This is a genomic window from Amycolatopsis sp. SID8362 (genome assembly GCF_010550475.1).
In the GTDB taxonomy this organism is placed as follows: domain Bacteria; phylum Actinomycetota; class Actinomycetes; order Mycobacteriales; family Pseudonocardiaceae; genus Amycolatopsis; species Amycolatopsis eburnea.
Genome location: NZ_JAAGNB010001004.1, coordinates 1 through 218, shown reverse-complemented (window position 1 = coordinate 218; position 218 = coordinate 1). Strand labels below are relative to the sequence as shown.

Sequence of the window (218 nt, the reverse complement as noted above, 5' to 3'; positions counted from 1 at the left end):
CTCGGTGCCACGGTGACCGTCGCCGCGTGCGACGTCGGCGACCGGGAAGACCTCGAGGCTCTGCTCGCCGCCGTGCCCGCGGAGCACCCGCTGACCGGCGTGGTGCACGCGGCGGGCGTCGCCGACAGCGGCCTCGTCGGCTCGCTCACCGCCGAGCGGTTCGACACCGTTCTCGCGGCCAAGGCCGATTCGGCGTGGCACCTGCACGAGCTGACCCG

General features: G+C 75.2%; 1 protein-coding gene. It reads left to right on the top strand.

The genetic code is table 11. The annotated features are described in order from the left end of the window. Positions 1-12: 12 nt before the first annotated feature. Positions 13-218 (top strand): SDR family oxidoreductase (locus tag G3I65_RS31050; RefSeq protein WP_375336737.1); only part of this gene is annotated, 206 nt, incomplete at its 3' end.